A 14,729-nucleotide genomic window follows, 5' to 3' on the forward strand; every position below is an offset into this window, starting at 1 on the left:
CCGTAACCGACTGGAACAGGGCTGACGGGGCGGGTTCTACAACGTCGCGCCCTGCTTGTCTCGCCCTGCGACCCCATAGAATCCGTACTGGGACGGTGCCGGAAGCCGCTGCTGATCGACCCGGGAAACCGCCGCCGCAGCCCGCAAATCGGCCGTCTCCGCCCGCGCCCGGCGGGCATCCGCCTCATGCTGGCGCGCCGCGCGGCGCCAGTGACGCTGCCGGAACCAGGTCGCCATGCCGCCCGCCGCCACCCCCAGAATGGCCACCGCAATGATCACGGCGAACAGCGGCATCGACACCGCGATCGCCGGATCGGTCGAATTGAAGGGATCGAACGACACCGTCACGAAATGGCGGTTGGCGACCGCAAAGACGATGAAGATCAGCCCTAGGGGAATGACGACCAGCGCCGTGAAGAACTTTCGCATGACCATCTCTCGTGTTGATGGATATCGGCGGGCGAGACCCCGCGACGCGGCTACTGATCCCCTGGACCCGAAAAAGCGCCTGCGCGCTACGCGCCGGCCTCGGGCGAGCCGTTGTCGCGGTTCAGCCGCTCGCGCATTTCCTTGCCGGTCTTGAAGAACGGGACGCTCTTCTGGTCGACCGGCACATGCGCGCCGGTGCGTGGATTGCGCCCTGCGCGCGCCGGGCGATGCTTGACCGAGAAAGCGCCGAAACCGCGCAGCTCGACACGGTCGCCGCGCGCTAGCGCCGCGACGATCTCATCGAGGATCGCGTTCACAATGTTCTCCACATCCCGCTGATAGAGGTGCGGGTTGTGCTCGGCGATGCGCTGAACAAGTTCGGATTTGATCATCGAGGTTGGGATCCGGGGTCGTGCGGAATCCATTTCCGTGAAAATACCTTGAACTGTCAAGACGCTAAATCACTTTTGGGCAACGCGAAATCGCGTGACAGGTACCCCGGAAGGGGTTTGTGACCACACCCGCAGTGCGGGAGAAGGTGACGAAGCGCAGCCGATGCGGCTCAGTTGGTGGCGGCGGGGCGCCACAGCGCCAACATGCCGTCGAGCGCGAGCTGATCGACCGCCTGGGCAACGCCGGCCTGCTCGATTTGGCGCGCGATGGAACTCAAGCCGAGCGCATCGAACGCGATGGAGGCTGCCGCGCGCAGGAACGTCAGGTCCCCGAATTGCGGTGTCAGCTTGAAATCGCGCACCGGCAGGTCGCTCTTGATCTTCTTTTCGGCAACCAGCCAGGCAACGGCGGCTTTTTCATCACCGAGCTGATCGACCAGCTTCAGTTCGACCGCCTGACGGCCGGTGAACACCCGCCCGTCCGCAACCTTTTCGAGTAGTACTTCGTCCATGCCGCGCCGCTCCTTCACCAGGCCGCGGAACCAGGCATAGGAATCCTTCACCAGCGCGTCGAGCGCGGCACGCGCCTCCGGGCTGGTCGGCTCGAAACCGTTGGGCGCGGCCTTCAACGGCGAGGATTTCACTTCCTCGACCTTGACGCCCACCGTCTTCATCAGCTCGGTGAAATTCGGGAACTGGAACAGCACGCCGATTGAACCGACCAGCGAGCTCTGGCGGGCGACGATATGATCGGCGGCCATCGCCGTGATGTAACCGCCCGAGGCGGCCAGCCCCTCGACCACCACGACCAGCGGCTTCTTGGCCTTCAGGCGCACCAGCGCGTCATAGAGTTGCTCGGAGCCGGCCGTGGTGCCGCCAGGCGAATTGATGTGCACGATGACGGCGGCATGGCTCGATTTCTCCAACCGTTCCAGCGCCTCGACGCGTTGCTGGTCGCTGCGGATCAGCCCTTCGATGTTGACCCGCGCGATCGATCCCGATGTCGTCAGCGCAGCCGGCCCGCTCCTTGTCGCGATCGCGCCGACGGTGACGATCGCCGCGATCGCGACCAGCCCAGCCACGACGCGCCAGAAGGTCAACTTGCGGCGGATCCTGCGGCGATCGACGATCACGTCCGAATCGAGCGACATCGAATTTCTCCTGAAGTAACCACCGCGTTTTGCATCCGCAGCGTGAGCGTAGCGTTAGCTGATTACATCAATTGCGACGCAATTTGAAGAAAACAAGGCCCTGCTTCCCTTCTCCCCTTGTGGGAGAAGGAAGAACAAAAAAAGGCCCCGGTCGAAACCGGGGCCTGATGTCGCAGGGCAAGCAGCGAAAAGCTTACTTGTCGCGGTTCTTGAGTGCGGTGCCGAGAATATCGCCCAGCGTCGCTCCCGAATCGGAGGAGCCGTACTGCGCGATGGCTTCCTTCTCCTCGGCGACTTCCAGCGCCTTGATCGAGACCTGCACCTTGCGGGCCTTCTTGTCGAACTGGATCACGCGGGCATCGACCTTCTCGCCGACGGCGAAGCGTTCGGCGCGCTGATCGTTGCGGTCACGGGCGAGCTCGGAGCGCTTGATGAAGGTGGTGAAGTCGGTGCCCGAGATCTTCACCTCGATGCCGGCTTCCTTCACTTCGAGCACTTCGCAGGTCACGACCGCGCCCTTCTTGACGTCACCCGGCTCGGCGAAGGGATCGCCTTCGAGCTGCTTGACGCCGAGCGAGATGCGCTCCTTTTCGACATCGACGTCGAGCACCACGGCCTTGACCATGTCGCCCTTCTTGAAGTTGTCGATGACCTGCTCGCCCGGAAGCTTCCAGTCGAGGTCGGACAGATGGACCATGCCGTCGACGTCGCCGTCGAGACCGAGGAACAGACCGAACTCGGTCTTGTTCTTGACCTCGCCTTCGACGGTGGAGCCGACCGGGAACTTCTCGACGAAGACTTCCCAGGGATTGCGCATGGTCTGCTTGAGACCGAGCGAGATGCGGCGCTTGACCGAATCGACTTCGAGAACCTGCACTTCGACTTCCTGCGAGGTCGAAACGATCTTGCCGGGGTGCATGTTCTTCTTGGTCCACGACATTTCCGAGACGTGGATCAGGCCTTCGATGCCCGGCTCCAGTTCGACGAACGCGCCGTAGTCGGTGATGTTGGTGACGCGGCCGGTGAAGCGCGCGTTCAGCGGGTACTTCGCCTCGATGCCCTGCCACGGATCGTCCAGCAACTGCTTCATGCCGAGCGAAATGCGGTGGGTCTCGTGGTTGATCTTGATGATCTTGACCTTCACCGTCTGGCCGATGGTGAGCACTTCGGTCGGGTGGTTGACCCGGCGCCAGGCGATATCGGTGACGTGAAGCAGGCCGTCGATGCCGCCGAGATCAACGAACGCACCGTAATCGGTGATGTTCTTGACCACGCCGTCGATGACCTGACCCTCTTCGAGGTTCTGCACCAGCTCCTGGCGCTGCTCGGCGCGGGTCTCTTCGAGCACCGTGCGGCGCGACACCACGATGTTGCCGCGGCGGCGATCCATCTTGAGGATCTGGAACGGCTGCGAGTTGTTCATCAGCGGAGCGACGTCGCGGATCGGGCGGATATCGACCTGCGAGCGCGGCAGGAAGGCAACGGCACCGTCGAGGTCGACCGTGAAGCCGCCCTTGACCTGGTTGAAGATGACGCCGTGAACCTTCTCGTTGTTGTTGAAGGCCTTCTCGAGCTTGCCCCAGCTTTCCTCGCGGCGCGCCTTGTCGCGCGACAGCACGGCTTCGCCGAGCGCATTCTCGATCCGGTCGAGGAACACCTCGACTTCGTCGCCAACCTTGAGATCGCTTTCGCGGCCGGGGCCGGCGAATTCGCGCAGCGCCACGCGGCCCTCGGTCTTCAGGCCGACGTCGATGACGGCCATGTCCTTTTCAATTGCAACTACCTTGCCCTTGATGACGGAGCTTTCCTGCAGATTGCCGCCGGCGAAGGACTCGTCCAGCATTGCAGCGAAATCGTCGCGGGTAGGATTATAAGAAGCAGCAGTCGAAGCCATATGTTCTCCAGATGCGGTATTGCCGGCCATTCGGGTTAAAGGGCGTATCGCGCGTGAAGTGTCGGGGTCCGCAAATCCCAACGACCGCGTTTGCGGGAGTGCGCAAAAGCGGGCCGGCAGCATGCCTGCACGTTCGGTACGTTTGATGTCGCGCATTCCGCAAAAGTGGGTACCGGTTTTGCGAAAAGAATGCGCGTAACGTCAGAAGTCCGGGGCCTGAAACGAGCGTATCGACTTCAGGAGCCTGGAGCGGGCTTTCCTCCAATGACGGCGGGGGTTCAAACCTCCCGCCGGCCCGCTCGGACAGCCCTGATCTTATCGATGGCGGCCCGGATGGGCGTGGATATAGCCCCAAGGGCCATTTTCGGCAAGCCGGAAATGGGCCGATTTACGGGCCCTTAAGGCTGACGGACGCTAACCATGGGCCCGCGCTTTCAACGCCTTGTTGACCGCATGACGCGAAAGGTCGGCTAGCCTCGGCGGGATGGAACCCGGCCTTAAGCGCCACCCCCCATACGTTGGCGCCGTCCAAAAAAAGGGGTGCCACCATGAAGAGCCTGCTCGCTCTGACCGCCATTGCCGTCTTTACCGTCGCCACAGCCGTTGCCGGCAAGCCGGCCGCTTTTGCCACCGACAAGGCGATTGCCGCCGCCAAATCGAAGCCCGTCATGATGGCCGAACAGCGACTGCCGTTCGACCGCGCACGCTCGAAGAACTGATCGGAAACTTTTACTCAGGAGCCAGCTATCCCGGATTGACGCAGGCTACCGAGAACTTCCCCGCCCGGCGCGGACCGCTTCGACGATCGCAATGGCAGCCCGAACGCCGCCTTCGATGTCGAGATTTGAATTGTCGAGGATATGGGCGTCCGCCGCCGCCTTGAGCGGCGCGGCGGCGCGGTTTTTGTCCCGTTCATCGCGCTTGAGGATGTCGGCCAGCACCATCGCCTCGTCGGCGGCTTCGCCACGCGCGAGCGCTTCCAGCGTCCGGCGACGGGCCCGCACCTGCGGGTCGGCCACGACAAAGATCTTCACATCGGCATTCGGGCAGATCACGGTTCCGATGTCGCGCCCGTCGAGCACCGCGCCCGGCGGATCGGCCGCGAACTGGCGCTGAAAATTGACCAGCGCCTCGCGCACGCTGGGTATGGCCGACACGACAGAGGCGGCATCGCCGATGCGCTGCGTCTTCAATTCGGGATGGCCGAAGCTTTCGGGATCGAGCTCCATGGCAACCGCTACCGCCCGCGCCTCGTCGGTAAGATCAAACCCCTCGTCCAGCAGCCCTTTCGCCACCGCGCGATAGATCACGCCGGTGTCGAGGTGGCGATAGCCGTAATGGTGAGCGAGCCGCTTGCCGAGCGTGCCCTTGCCGGATGCCGCCGGTCCGTCGATGGCGATAATCATGGGAGCCATGTGCGACAGAGCGGCCATGTGGTCAAGGCCGCGGAGAGGCGGATGCGTCCAAATGTTTCTCGCCCTGGCCGTTGACCGCCTCTATTCTGCTGCCAGGCTGTGAATTCATCCATTGATCTGCGGAAAGCCGGCTCGAAATAGCGCCGGCCGGAGGGATACGATGAGCGCGATTTCACGACGTCGTTTTATCGGCAGCGCCGCGGCCGCCTCGGCGATCCCGCTGATCGGGTCTTCGGCCCATGCGCAGACCGACTGGCCAACCAAGCCGATCAAGATCATCGCCGGCTATCCGGCCGGCGGGCAGACCGATTTGTTTGCCCGCACCTATGGCGAATATATCCGGTCCGAGACCGGCCAGAACGTGACGGTGGAAAACAAGGCCGGCGCTTCGGGATCGGTCGCAGCCGTTGAAGCCAAGCGCGCCGCGCCAGACGGTTACACGCTGATGTTCACGATCTCGACGACCATGATCATGAACCGCGTTCTGATCAAAGACATCCCTTACGACGCCGACAAGGATTTCGTTCTCGTCTCGATCATGCCGGCGGGCAGCCTGCCGTTCGTGGCCGGCGAAAAGACCGGCGCCAAGACACTCGCCGAATTTGTCGCCTACGCGAAGAAAGCCGAGAAGGTCAACGTCGGCACCTACGGCGCAGGCTCATACGCGCACATGGCGATCGCCGAAATGAACAAGCAGTATGGCCTCAAGATGGAAGCGGTCCACTATCGCGGCGAAGCGCCGATGTGGACCGACCTTGCCGGCGGATTTATCGACGGCGCCCACGGCAGCTACTCCGCGGCATTGTCCGTCCTGCAGAGCGGCCGCGGCCATGCGGTCGCCGTCTCGCGCAAGCGGATGTCGACATTGCCGGATGTCCCTTCTTTTCGCAGAGCAGGGCACAACGTCGCGCATCTTCCAGTTGACCGGCTTCCAGTGCTGCGCCGTGCCCACGGGCACGCCGGCGGCCATCATTGAGAAACTGTCAAAACTTCTCGTCGCCGGCGGCAAGACCGAAAAGTTGCAGCAACTCATGAAATCATTCGGCGTCGACGATACCGCGATGACGTTCGAGGAGACGCAGAAACTGTACAAGGACGAAGCGCCCGTCTGGCTTGAGGCGGTGACGAACCTCGGGCTTGCGCCGTCCTGAGACGCACGAGCACGCGCGGTTTACGAAAACTCCGCGCCCAGCGAGCGCATCATCGGGATGAAGTCCGGAAAGCTGGTGGTGATGAAAGCCGTGTCATCCACCTTGACCGGCTTGTCGGAGGCCAAGCCCATCACCAGCGCCGACATCGCGATGCGGTGATCCATGTGGGTGGCGACGAGGCCGCCGCCGGGCACGTGGCCGTGGCCTTCGACGATCAGATCATCGCCCGCGATCTCGACCTTGACGCCGTTGACGCGCAGCATGGCGGCGGTCGCCTCCAGCCGATCGGATTCCTTGACGCGCAGTTCCTGCAGGCCGCGCATGATGGTGGTGCCTTCGGCGAACGAGGCCGCGACCGCCAGCACCAGATATTCGTCGATCATCGAGGGCGCGCGCTCCGGCGGCACCTCGACGCCGCGCATTTTGGAAGCGCGCACGCGCAAGCGGGCCATCGGCTCGCCGGCATCGCCGCGCACTTCGCTTTCCTCGATCGAAGCGCCCATCTCGCGCAGCGTCGTGAACAGCCCGGTGCGCAGCGGATTGGTCATGACGTCAGAAAAAGTTACGTCCGAACCCTCGACGACCAGCGCCGCCACGATCGGGAATGCGGCCGAGGACGGATCGGCAGGCACCACGACCTCGGCGCCATGCAGTTCGGGCTGGCCCGTCAGCACGATTTTGCGGCCGTGAATGCCTTCATTGACGGAGATGATCTCCGCGCCGAAATGTTTCAGCATCAGTTCGGTGTGGTCGCGGCTGGCTTCCTGCTCGATGACGGTCGTGATGCCGGGCGCGGCAAGCCCCGCCAGCAGCACCGCCGACTTGATCTGGGCCGAAGCCACGGGGGTCCGGTACAGGATCGGCACGGGATCGCGGGCGCCGTGCAGCGTCAGCGGCAGGCGGCCGCCTTCCTTGCTCTCACCGGCTTTGGCACCCATCAATTCCAGGGGATCGAGGATGCGGCGCATCGGGCGGGAGCGCAGCGAGGCGTCGCCGTCGAACACGGCAGTGATCGGGCAGCCGGCGACCGCCCCCATCACCAGCCGGCAGCCGGTGCCGGAATTGCCGAAATCGAGCGGGGAAGCCGGCTGGGCAAAGCCCGCCACGCCCACCCCGTCGACCTGCCAGGCAAACGGACCGGTCCGTTCGACCCGGGCGCCCAGCGCCTGCATGGATTTGGCGGTATTGAGGACGTCCTCTCCCTCGAGCAGGCCGGAAATCCTGGTTTCGCCGACCGAAAGCGCCCCCAGGATGAGGGCGCGGTGCGAAATCGACTTGTCGCCGGGAACGCGGACTTTGCCGCTCAGTGGACCGCTTGCACGGGATTCCAGCGGGCTTTGGGTGGTTGAATGGGTCAAGATGGTGGTCCTTTGCGGGGGCGGAAGTACCACAGGGGCCCTACGACGTCACGCGGCCGTCAAATGCTTCAAAGCGCTATTGACACCAGCCCCTTAACTAGCCAAGTGAAGCACCGTTTTTCAGAATTTCCCAGGATCCACACGTGGCCAAATCCGATCTCGGAACCAAACGCATTTGCCCGACGACGGGTAAGAAATTCTACGATCTGAACAAGAACCCGGTGATCTCGCCCTACACTGGCGAGGTCGTGCCGATTGCACCAATTGCGCCGCCCCGGGCCGCCCGTGGCGATGCCGCACGCGCCGCGGCTGCCGCTTCAGCCACCGCCGCTGCCGATTTGCCCGAGGCCGCCGAGGCCGAAGAGTTGGTTTCGCTCGAAGAGGCCGACGCCGAAGAGAATACCGGCAAGGTCAAGGCCGTGGTTCCCGAATCGGAAGACGACATCGAGATCGACGAGACCATCGAGGGCGATGACGACGACGATTCCACCTTCATTCCCGACGAGGAAGAAGGCGATGAGGACGTCACCGACATCATCGGTGATGTCGGAGGCGACGAAGAGACTTGAGATCGGCCCAGAACTGTGGTTCAGGGTCATTGCCCGCACGCTGATTTGAAGCGCTGCGATTCTACGGGGCCATAGCTCAGCTGGGAGAGCGCTTGCATGGCATGCAAGAGGTCGGCGGTTCGATCCCGCCTGGCTCCACCACGCTTCGCCCTTCGGGCTTCGCGTGGCGCAGCCACGAGAGGCCCGAAGGACGAAGCGTGGTGCCCGGCGTAGCCCGAAGGGCGAAGACGGGCTGGTAGACGTTGCGTGATAGGCTCTGATCGCAATCTCGCGGATTGTCATGTGGTACGTCTACATCATCCGCAGCCTCAGTTTCCCCGAACAAGAATACATCGGTGCAACCGCGGATTTGAAACGGCGGATACCCGAGCACAACGCAGGCAAATCCGCGCACACCGCAAAATTCAAGCCTTGGGAACTGATTGGTACTGCGCCTTTCCTGACAAGTACAAAGCGCTGGCCTTCGAGAAATATCTAAAATCCCACTCCGGCCGCGCCTTCGCCAAGAAGCGCCTCTAACCCCGCCCTCCTACTCCCCCAACACCGCATTCAACCGATCGCGCAACGCGACGATCTCGTTCTTCATCGCCATGAGTTCGCCGACCGAGCAGGCTGACGCCGCGAGAATCGATTGCGGCACCGCTCTCGCTTTCTCGCGCAGCGCTTCGCCCTTTGGCGTCAGCGCGATCAGCACCTGGCGCTCATCCTCTGTGCTGCGGGTGCGCCTGACCAGTTCGGCCGCCTCCAGCCGCTTGAGCAGCGGCGTCAGCGTGCCGGAATCCAGCAGCAGCCGTTCGCCGATGTCTTTCACCGGCACGCCGTCGCGCTCCCACAGCACCAGCATGACCAGATATTGCGGATAGGTCAGAGCGAGTTTGTCGAGCAGCGGCTTGTAGACGCGGTTGAACGCGTGCGCGGTGGAATACACCGCAAAGCAGAGCTGATTATCGAGCCTCAGCGGCAGGTCGGCCGCGTGTTTCCTGGCCATCACAACCTCGTCAACGGACCGCGCCCCTATCCTTGATCTGGAACCGTAAGCGCTTGATTTCAATTGTATACGATTAGATCGTGGGCTTTGCAATAATTTATATTGCGCACAATCAAATTGTGTGCAATGCATTATCCATCGAAACGGCGAACCCAGGGAGAACCACATGTCCGTGAACGTGCTCTACAAGACCAGCGCCAAGGCCACCGGCGGCCGTGACGGCACCGCTGCGACCCTCGACGGCGCGCTCGACGTCAAGCTCGCGACCCCGAAAGAACTCGGCGGCGGCGGTGGCGCCGGCAACAATCCCGAGCAGCTGTTTGCGGCCGGCTATGCGGCCTGCTTCATCGGCGCGATGAAGTTCGTAGCTTCGCAAGGCGGCCCGAAGGTACCCGCGGACGCCACTGTCACTTCCACCGTCGGCATCGGCCCGCGTTCGGCTGGCGGCTTTGGCCTCGATGTCGAACTCGCCGTCTCGCTGCCCGGCGTTGCAAAGGCGGATGCGGAAGCCCTGGTCGCGAAGGCGCATCAAGTGTGCCCGTATTCCAACGCCACCCGCGGCAACATCGATGTCCGCCTGACGGTCGTGTAACGACCGGCGGTCGTCTGACGACGGGATTCGAACGGCCCGCCGCTGATACCGGCGGGCCGTTCACCCCACAGAATTTTCCGCAAGCTTTGCTGCGGCGGCGGCGTCATGCGCCCTGTGCGCGAGACGCCATTGCCGCCGCGCCTGAAGACCGCTAGCTCAAGACTTCGATTTTCTCCTTGAGCGAAGGTTCTTGTCCATGAGTTCTGTAGCCGCTCCCGGCGCAATGACCGGCCTGCGCGTGATCGATCTGACGCGTGTGCTCGGCGGCCCCTATTGCACGCAAATCCTCGCCGACCACGGCGCCGACGTCATCAAGGTCGAACCGCCGGCCGGCGACGAGGTGCGCGACTGGGGCCCTCCGTTCCATGAGGAAGACGCGGCCTATTTCGTCGGCATCAACCGCAACAAGCGCTCGATCGGGCTCGACCTCGCCTCCGAAGGCGGCCGCGCAGTGCTGCTGAAGATGCTCGAGACCGCCGACGTCCTGATCGAGAATTTCAAGCCGGGCACGCTCGACAAATGGGGCATCGGCAACGACGTGCTGCGAGCGAAATTTCCAAAACTGGTGCATTGCCGGATTTCCGGCTTCGGCGCCGACGGCCCGCGCGGCGGCAATCCCGGCTATGATGCGATCATCCAGGCCATGACCGGCATGATCGCGGCGACCGGCTCGCCCGAAAGCGGCCCGATGCGGATCGGCGTTCCCCTGGTCGACATCACCACCGGGCTTTACGCGGCGATCGGCATCCTGATGGCGCTGTCGGAGCGGCAGCGCTCGGGTCTCGGGCAGTTTCTGGAAACCACGCTGTACGAGACCGGTCTGGCGATCATGCATCCGCACACCGCGAATTATTTCATGCATGGCAAGCCGCCGGGGCTGACCGGCAACGAGCACCCCAATCTGGTGCCGTATGCGATCTTTCCGACCAAGACCGACAACATCTTCATCGGCGTCGGCAATGACGGCACCTTCCGCAAGCTCGCCAAGGAGATCGGCAAGCCCGAGCTCGGCACCGATCCGCGCTTTGCCCGCAACAAGGACCGCATTGCCAACCGTGAGGCGCTGCGTGCCGAACTCGCCGCCGTGTTCAGCCAGCACGAGGCGGAGCCGCTCTGCAATCGCCTGCTGGCGGCCGGGCTACCCGCAGGTCCGGTGCAGAAGATCGACCAGGCGCTGAACAATCCGCATACGCTGCATCGCGGCGATATCATTGAGAAGGATTGGTACAAGGGCGTCGCCTCCCCGATCCGGCTGGAACGAACAAAACCGAGCCTGCGCCGGACGCCGCCGAAATTCAGCCAGCACACATCAGAGGTGCTGGGCGAGTTCGGCTATTCCAAGGGTGAGATCGAGGCGCTGGTCGCCAAGGGCGCGGTCTGCGGCGACGAGCGCAAGCGCTGAACGTGATCGCCCCTGCGAACGCAGGGGCCCATAACCACAGGGGCGTTGAAAAAAGCGGCTGCCACAGCGTCTCAAAGTGGGGCCGCGGGGAATGGGTCCCTGCGTTTTCGCAGGGACGACAGTGCATGCCTTCGCCTATTTTCCCGCTTCCCTCCGCGCACACTTCCCCAATACCATCCTTTCGCTTATACGGTCATTTGCACGTCATCCGGCGCTGTTATCGCGCGAAACGAAGGTGACGACCCCAACCCGGAGGAATTCCATGGCACTTCGACAATTCGGCGCAGCGGCGGCAGTGACTGTTGCGCTGGCGTTCGCCACGCCTGCTTACGCTTTGACCGAGATCCAGTGGTGGCACGCCATGTCCGGCGGCAACAACGACATCGTCAACAAGCTCGCCGCGGAATTCAACGCCAGCCAGTCCGACTACAAGGTCGTTCCGACCTTCAAGGGCAGCTATCCCGACACCATGAATGCCGGCATCGCCGCCTTCCGCGCCGGCAACGCGCCGCATATCATGCAGGTGTTCGAGGTCGGCACCGCCACCATGATGAGCGCCACCGGCGCCATCAAGCCGGTCTACCAGCTCATGAAGGATGCCGGCGAGCCCTTCGATCCCAAGGCCTATCTGCCGACCATTACTGGCTACTACTCGACCTCCAAGGGCGACATGCTGTCGTTCCCCTTCAATTCCTCGTCGATGGTGATGTGGATCAACAAGGACGAGTTGAAGAAGGCCGGCATCGCCGAAATTCCAAAAACCTGGCCGGAAGTGTTTGCTGCCGCGAAGAAGCTTAAGGCCGCCGGACACGAGACCTGCGGCTTCTCCAACGCCTGGGCATCGTGGGCGCACATCGAACAATTTTCGGCATGGCACAACGTGCCGATCGGAACCAAGGCCAACGGCCTCGATGGTTTCGACACGGTTCTGACCTTCAACTCGCCGCTACATGTGAAGCATTTGCAGAACTTGATCGACCTGCAAAAGGACAAGACCTACGACTATTCCGGCCGCGAAAATAAGAGCGAAGCCCGCTTCGGTTCGGGCGAATGCGCGATCTTCCTGACCTCGTCAGGTTACTACGCCACCGCCAAGAGCACCGCCAAGTTCGACTTCACCTCGGCGCCGATGCCCTATTACCCCGACGCGGCCGGCGCACCGCAGAACTCGATCATCGGCGGTGCATCGCTGTGGGTGATGGGCGGCAAGAAGCCCGATGAATACAAAGGCGTGGCGAAATTCTTCACCTTCCTGTCCGACACCAACCGTCAGGCCAAGCTGCACCAGGAATCCGGCTATCTGCCGATCACCAAAGCTGCCTATGAGAAGACCAAGGCCGACGGCTTCTACGAAAAAAACCCGGTACCGGAGACCCCGCTAAAGGAGCTCACCAACAAGGAGCCGACCGAGAATTCGCGCGGCCTGCGCTTCGGCAACATGGTGCAGATGCGCGACGTCTGGGCCGAGCAGATCGAAGCGGCCCTCGCCGGGCAAAAAACCGCGCAGCAAGCGCTTGATGAGGCCGTCGCCAAAGGCAATGCGATGTTGCGAACGTTCGAAAAGACGGCAAAGTAGACAGTCGGCATTGGCTCCCCCTCCACGCCGGAAGGGGAGCCGGTCTGACACCTAAGCGCGGAAGGCTGTAAAGCGCCCTAGATGGAAAAGTCGGTCGTCTTCAACAACAGGCTGTTGCCATATTTACTGCTCGTGCCGCAGCTCATCATCACATTCGTATTCTTCTACTGGCCGGCGAGCCAGGCGGTCTGGCAATCCTTCCTGCGCGAGGACGCGTTCGGATTGCATTCGGAATTTGTTGGGTTGGAAAATTACCAGAGCCTGTTCGCCGATCCCAGCTATTACAAATCGATGCTGACGACGGTGATTTTCTCCTCGCTGGTCGCGGCATTGTCGCTCTCCATTGCCTTGCTGTTCGCGACCCAGGCGGACAAGAACCTGAAAGCCGCCGGCGGCTACAAGACCCTGATGATCTGGCCCTATGCGGTGGCGCCCGCGGTCGCGGGGGTGTTGTGGATATTCATGTTCCATCCCACGCTTGGCACGCTGGCGCGACCGCTGCGCTGGATGAATTTCGACTGGAATCCGCTGCTGAATGGCAACCACGCCATGGCGCTCGTGGTGATGGCCGCGGTGTGGAAACAGATTTCCTATAATTTCCTGTTCTTTCTCGCCGGGCTGCAATCGATCCCCAAAAGCGTGCTGGAAGCCGGCGCGATCGACGGCGCCGGCCCGATGCGGCGGTTCTGGACCATCACCTTTCCGCTGCTGTCGCCGACCACGTTCTTTCTCCTGGTCGTCAATGTGGTCTACGTCTTCTTCGATACGTTCGGCATCATCGACGCCGTCACCGGCGGCGGTCCGGCCGGCGCGACCACCACCATGGTCTACAAGGTGTTTGCCGACGGACGGCTCGGCGGCGATCTCGGCGGCTCGGCGGCGCAATCGGTGATCCTGATGGTGATCGTGATCGCGCTGACCGCGATCCAGTTCAAATATGTCGAGCGCAAGGTGCAGTACTGATGGTCGAGCACCGCCCGCTCAGCGACATCATCGCCTACACGATTCTGACGCTCGGCATCTTCATCGTCGCCTTTCCTGTCTATCTGGCGCTGATTGCTTCCACCCATGACGCCGCCACCGTTGTCGGCGGCAACATGCCGCTGACGCCAGGCGGCCATACGCTGGACAACTACTACCGCGCCATCTTCGTCGGCGGTGCGCGCGCCATCCGCGAGCCGGTCGGGCAGATGCTGATGAACTCATTCATCTCGGCGATCGGCATCGCAATCGGCAAAATCTTCATCTCGATCCTGTCGGCCTACGCCGTGGTGTATTTCCGCTTTCCGTTCCGCAAGACCGCGTTCTGGATCATCTTCGTCACGCTGATGCTGCCGGTCGAGGTGCGTATCTATCCGACTTACAAGGTGATCGCCGACCTGCATATGCTCGACACCTATGCCGGGCTGATCCTGCCGCTGATCGCGTCCGCTACGGGCACACTGCTGTTCCGGCAATTCTTCATGACCATCCCCGAGGAATTGCTGGAGGCGTCGCGGATCGACGGCGCAGGACCGTTCCGCTTCTTCTGGGACACGCTGCTGCCGCTGTCGGTGACGACGATCGCAGCCCTGTTCGTGATCCAGTTCATCTATGGCTGGAATCAATATCTGTGGCCGCTTCTGATCACCACGCAGGATTCGATGCAGACCATCGTCACCGGCATCAAGAAGATGCTGTACACGACCGACGAACTCGCCGAGTGGCAGCTCGCGATGGCGACCGCCATTCTCGCAATGCTGCCACCGGTCGCGGTCGTCGTGTTCATGCAGCGGCTGTTCGTGCGCGGACTGGTCGAGACGGAGAAGTAGG

General features: G+C 62.5%; 16 protein-coding genes, 1 tRNA gene and 1 pseudogene. 11 read left to right on the forward strand and 7 right to left on the reverse strand.

Features of this window, described 5'->3' with window-relative positions; translation table 11 throughout:
• Nucleotides 1-36: 36 nt before the first annotated feature.
• The 4 genes from V1286_RS34110 to rpsA form a co-directional block, all read right to left on the reverse strand.
• Nucleotides 37-429, reverse strand: a complete 393-nt coding sequence (locus tag V1286_RS34110; RefSeq protein WP_190241641.1) for a LapA family protein — start codon at nt 427-429, stop codon at nt 37-39.
• A gap of 86 nt (nt 430-515) precedes the next feature.
• Nucleotides 516-821 (reverse strand): integration host factor subunit beta, encoded by a 306-nt coding sequence (locus tag V1286_RS34115; RefSeq protein WP_057844774.1) that lies wholly within the window; start codon nt 819-821, stop codon nt 516-518.
• Nucleotides 822-991: 170 nt separating this feature from the next.
• Complete coding sequence (sppA, locus tag V1286_RS34120; RefSeq protein WP_108512699.1) at nt 992-1,972, reverse strand: signal peptide peptidase SppA; 981 nt, start codon at nt 1,970-1,972, stop codon at nt 992-994.
• Nucleotides 1,973-2,165: 193 nt separating this feature from the next.
• The gene (rpsA, locus tag V1286_RS34125) at nt 2,166-3,896 is read right to left on the reverse strand and encodes a 30S ribosomal protein S1 (RefSeq protein ID WP_108512700.1); all 1,731 of its coding nucleotides are present in this window, start codon (nt 3,894-3,896) and stop codon (nt 2,166-2,168) included.
• Nucleotides 3,897-4,414: 518 nt separating this feature from the next.
• Between rpsA and V1286_RS34130 the strand changes: the two genes are divergently transcribed.
• Nucleotides 4,415-4,585 carry a hypothetical protein gene (locus tag V1286_RS34130; protein WP_334487469.1) on the forward strand — a complete coding sequence of 57 codons (171 nt, stop codon included), beginning with the start codon at nt 4,415-4,417 and terminating at the stop codon, nt 4,583-4,585.
• A gap of 45 nt (nt 4,586-4,630) precedes the next feature.
• On the opposite strand, the gene cmk is transcribed toward V1286_RS34130, so the two are convergent.
• The gene (cmk, locus tag V1286_RS34135; RefSeq protein ID WP_334490100.1) at nt 4,631-5,272 is read right to left on the reverse strand and encodes a (d)CMP kinase; all 642 of its coding nucleotides are present in this window, start codon (nt 5,270-5,272) and stop codon (nt 4,631-4,633) included.
• Nucleotides 5,273-5,441: 169 nt separating this feature from the next.
• Here cmk and V1286_RS34140 point away from each other — a divergent pair, with 169 nt between their 5' ends.
• Nucleotides 5,442-6,257 (forward strand): Bug family tripartite tricarboxylate transporter substrate binding protein, encoded by an 816-nt coding sequence (locus V1286_RS34140; protein WP_334487471.1) that lies wholly within the window; start codon nt 5,442-5,444, stop codon nt 6,255-6,257.
• Nucleotides 6,226-6,432, forward strand: coding sequence for a hypothetical protein (locus tag V1286_RS34145; RefSeq protein ID WP_334487473.1), 207 nt, complete (start codon nt 6,226-6,228; stop codon nt 6,430-6,432). The genes V1286_RS34140 and V1286_RS34145 overlap by 32 nt, the downstream gene beginning before the upstream one ends.
• Before the next feature lie 20 nt (nt 6,433-6,452).
• On the opposite strand, the gene aroA is transcribed toward V1286_RS34145, so the two are convergent.
• Nucleotides 6,453-7,790 carry a 3-phosphoshikimate 1-carboxyvinyltransferase gene (gene aroA / locus V1286_RS34150; protein ID WP_334487475.1) on the reverse strand — a complete coding sequence of 446 codons (1,338 nt, stop codon included), beginning with the start codon at nt 7,788-7,790 and terminating at the stop codon, nt 6,453-6,455.
• A gap of 143 nt (nt 7,791-7,933) precedes the next feature.
• On the opposite strand from aroA, the gene V1286_RS34155 reads away from it, so the two are divergent.
• The 3 genes and pseudogenes from V1286_RS34155 (at nt 7,934) to V1286_RS34165 (ending at nt 8,878) form a co-directional block, all read left to right on the forward strand.
• Nucleotides 7,934-8,359, forward strand: a complete 426-nt coding sequence (locus tag V1286_RS34155) for a TIGR02300 family protein (protein ID WP_108512704.1) — start codon at nt 7,934-7,936, stop codon at nt 8,357-8,359.
• A 65-nt stretch (nt 8,360-8,424) separates the two neighbouring features.
• Nucleotides 8,425-8,500: transfer RNA gene (locus tag V1286_RS34160), tRNA-Ala, on the forward strand.
• A gap of 139 nt (nt 8,501-8,639) precedes the next feature.
• Nucleotides 8,640-8,878, forward strand: a pseudogene (locus V1286_RS34165) (GIY-YIG nuclease family protein).
• Between the two features lie 10 nt (nt 8,879-8,888).
• On the opposite strand, the gene V1286_RS34170 reads toward V1286_RS34165, so the two are convergent.
• The gene (locus V1286_RS34170; protein ID WP_108512706.1) at nt 8,889-9,347 is read right to left on the reverse strand and encodes a MarR family winged helix-turn-helix transcriptional regulator; all 459 of its coding nucleotides are present in this window, start codon (nt 9,345-9,347) and stop codon (nt 8,889-8,891) included.
• A gap of 166 nt (nt 9,348-9,513) precedes the next feature.
• On the opposite strand from V1286_RS34170, the gene V1286_RS34175 reads away from it, so the two are divergent.
• The 5 genes from V1286_RS34175 (at nt 9,514) to ugpE (ending at nt 14,728) form a co-directional block, all read left to right on the forward strand.
• Nucleotides 9,514-9,939: an organic hydroperoxide resistance protein gene (locus V1286_RS34175; RefSeq protein ID WP_334487480.1), complete on the forward strand. Its 426-nt coding sequence runs from the start codon at nt 9,514-9,516 to the stop codon at nt 9,937-9,939.
• A 196-nt stretch (nt 9,940-10,135) separates the two neighbouring features.
• Complete coding sequence (locus V1286_RS34180) at nt 10,136-11,341, forward strand: CaiB/BaiF CoA transferase family protein (RefSeq protein WP_334487482.1); 1,206 nt, start codon at nt 10,136-10,138, stop codon at nt 11,339-11,341.
• 262 nt (nt 11,342-11,603) lie between these two features.
• Nucleotides 11,604-12,917 carry a sn-glycerol-3-phosphate ABC transporter substrate-binding protein UgpB gene (gene ugpB, locus V1286_RS34185; RefSeq protein WP_334487484.1) on the forward strand — a complete coding sequence of 438 codons (1,314 nt, stop codon included), beginning with the start codon at nt 11,604-11,606 and terminating at the stop codon, nt 12,915-12,917.
• Between the two features lie 81 nt (nt 12,918-12,998).
• On the forward strand, nt 12,999-13,880 hold the full coding sequence (gene ugpA, locus V1286_RS34190; RefSeq protein ID WP_334487487.1) for a sn-glycerol-3-phosphate ABC transporter permease UgpA: 882 nt from the start codon (nt 12,999-13,001) through the stop codon (nt 13,878-13,880).
• Nucleotides 13,880-14,728: a sn-glycerol-3-phosphate ABC transporter permease UgpE gene (gene ugpE, locus V1286_RS34195; protein WP_334487490.1), complete on the forward strand. Its 849-nt coding sequence runs from the start codon at nt 13,880-13,882 to the stop codon at nt 14,726-14,728. The genes ugpA and ugpE overlap by 1 nt, the downstream gene beginning before the upstream one ends.
• Nucleotide 14,729: the final 1 nt, after the last annotated feature.

It is taken from the genome of Bradyrhizobium algeriense, from assembly GCF_036924595.1.
Lineage (GTDB): Bacteria > Pseudomonadota > Alphaproteobacteria > Rhizobiales > Xanthobacteraceae > Bradyrhizobium > Bradyrhizobium algeriense.

Coding starts and splice junctions, on each gene's coding strand:
- V1286_RS34110 (WP_190241641.1), bottom strand. CDS start 429: ATGCGAAAGTTCTTCACGGCGCTGGTCGTCATTCCCCTAGGGCTGATC.
- sppA (WP_108512699.1), bottom strand. CDS start 1,972: ATGTCGCTCGATTCGGACGTGATCGTCGATCGCCGCAGGATCCGCCGC.
- V1286_RS34180 (WP_334487482.1), top strand. CDS start 10,136: ATGAGTTCTGTAGCCGCTCCCGGCGCAATGACCGGCCTGCGCGTGATC.
- rpsA (WP_108512700.1), bottom strand. CDS start 3,896: ATGGCCGGCAATACCGCATCTGGAGAACATATGGCTTCGACTGCTGCT.
- ugpA (WP_334487487.1), top strand. CDS start 12,999: ATGGAAAAGTCGGTCGTCTTCAACAACAGGCTGTTGCCATATTTACTG.
- ugpE (WP_334487490.1), top strand. CDS start 13,880: ATGGTCGAGCACCGCCCGCTCAGCGACATCATCGCCTACACGATTCTG.
- V1286_RS34115 (WP_057844774.1), bottom strand. CDS start 821: ATGATCAAATCCGAACTTGTTCAGCGCATCGCCGAGCACAACCCGCAC.
- cmk (WP_334490100.1), bottom strand. CDS start 5,272: ATGATTATCGCCATCGACGGACCGGCGGCATCCGGCAAGGGCACGCTC.
- V1286_RS34130 (WP_334487469.1), top strand. CDS start 4,415: ATGAAGAGCCTGCTCGCTCTGACCGCCATTGCCGTCTTTACCGTCGCC.
- ugpB (WP_334487484.1), top strand. CDS start 11,604: ATGGCACTTCGACAATTCGGCGCAGCGGCGGCAGTGACTGTTGCGCTG.
- V1286_RS34140 (WP_334487471.1), top strand. CDS start 5,442: ATGAGCGCGATTTCACGACGTCGTTTTATCGGCAGCGCCGCGGCCGCC.
- V1286_RS34175 (WP_334487480.1), top strand. CDS start 9,514: ATGTCCGTGAACGTGCTCTACAAGACCAGCGCCAAGGCCACCGGCGGC.
- V1286_RS34170 (WP_108512706.1), bottom strand. CDS start 9,347: ATGGCCAGGAAACACGCGGCCGACCTGCCGCTGAGGCTCGATAATCAG.